This is a genomic window from Streptomyces sp. ID05-39B (genome assembly GCF_033794725.1).
GTDB classification, from domain to species: domain Bacteria; phylum Actinomycetota; class Actinomycetes; order Streptomycetales; family Streptomycetaceae; genus Streptomyces; species Streptomyces bobili.
This window is the reverse complement of sequence record NZ_JARGEF010000500.1, coordinates 1-1,567: the sequence shown is the minus strand read 5'-3', so window position 1 is coordinate 1,567 and position 1,567 is coordinate 1. Positions and strand designations below refer to the sequence as shown.

At 70.8% G+C, this 1,567-nt stretch carries 1 protein-coding gene and 1 tRNA gene; both read left to right on the top strand.

Annotated features, from left to right (window positions below; all coding sequences use genetic code 11):
• Nucleotides 1–1,288, top strand: a 1,288-nt coding sequence (locus P1P75_RS41485; protein WP_319265207.1) for a trypsin-like peptidase domain-containing protein, incomplete at its 5' end; no start/stop codon positions are given.
• Between the two features lie 86 nt (nucleotides 1,289–1,374).
• A tRNA-Ser gene (locus P1P75_RS41480) sits at nucleotides 1,375–1,459 on the top strand.
• Nucleotides 1,460–1,567 lie beyond the last annotated feature (108 nt).

Sequence of the window (1,567 nt, the reverse complement as noted above, 5' to 3'; positions counted from 1 at the left end):
GGCCGAGTGTGCGCCGCAGCCGCCCACCCCGTCCTACGCCGACAGCGGCTTCGGCGCACACTCGGCCCACGGCTCGGCGCACGGCTCCGCGCACCCCGGGAACCCCGGTGCCACCGGAATCGACGCGGCCGCCTGGGGCGCCGCCTACCAGCAGCCCGCCCCGCCGAAGGCCCGCCGTGGCCGCGGCGGCCTCGCAGCCGCCGTCCTGGTCGCCGCGCTCGTCGCGGGCGGCCTCGGCGGAGGCCTCGGCTACACCCTCGCCAAGAACGACGACACCGGCTCGACCACCGTCTCCGCCTCCGACAGCGGCGGGTCCGTCAAGCGCGACCCGGGTACCGTCGCCGGTGTCGCCGCCAAGGCGCTGCCCTCCACCGTCACCATCCAGGCAGAGTCCAGTGACGGCGAGGGCGGCACCGGTACCGGTTTCGTCTTCGACACCCAGGGCCACATCGTCACCAACAACCACGTCGTCGCCGACGCCGTCGACGGCGGCAAGGTGACCGCCACCTTCCCGAGCGGCAAGAAGTACGACGCCGAGGTCGTCGGCCACGCCCAGGGCTACGACGTCGCGGTCATCAAGCTGAAGAACGCCCCCTCGGACCTCAAGCCCCTCACCCTCGGCGACTCCGACAAGGTCGCCATCGGCGACTCGACGATCGCCATCGGCGCGCCCTTCGGCCTGTCCAACACCGTGACGACCGGCATCATCAGCGCGAAGAACCGCCCCGTGGCCTCCTCCGACGGCACCGGCAGCAGCGCCTCGTACATGAGCGCCCTCCAGACGGACGCCTCGATCAACCCGGGCAACTCCGGCGGCCCGCTGCTCGACGCCCAGGGCAACGTGATCGGCATCAACTCCGCGATCCAGTCCACCGGCAGCGGCGGCCTGGGCGGCACCGCCCAGTCCGGTTCGATCGGCCTCGGCTTCGCCATCCCGATCAACCAGGCCAAGTACGTCGCCCAGGAACTGATCAAGAACGGTCAGCCGGTCTACGCCAAGATCGGCGCCTCCGTCTCCCTGGAGGAGTCCACCGACGGCGCGAAGATCACCGACCAGGGTGCGGGCGGTGCCGCCGCGGTCGAGGCGGGCGGTCCCGCGGCCAAGGCCGGCCTCAAGCCCGGCGACGTCATCACCAAGCTCGACGACACGGTGATCGACAGCGGCCCGACCCTCATCGGCGAGATCTGGACCCACAAGCCGGGCGACAAGGTCACCCTCACCTACGAGCGCGACGGCAAGACCCACACGGTCGACCTCACCCTCGGCTCCCGCAAGGGCGACAGCTGACCCCGGTCCCACCCCCAAGCCGACACCACACGCCCGTGGTCACCCGTTACTCTTGTCCCCGCGTCACCCCTCACCGGGTGGCGCGGGGTGGGTTGCCCGAGCGGCCTAAGGGAACGGTCTTGAAAACCGTCGTGGCGCGAGTCACCGTGGGTTCAAATCCCACACCCACCGCGTAGCAGGTCAGAAGGTTGCAGGTCAGAAGGGGTGCCACCCTCCCAGGTGGCACCCCTTCCTTGTTCCCCCGTCACTGTGGCTTGTTCGGGTCGGGGTGTGGGTGTG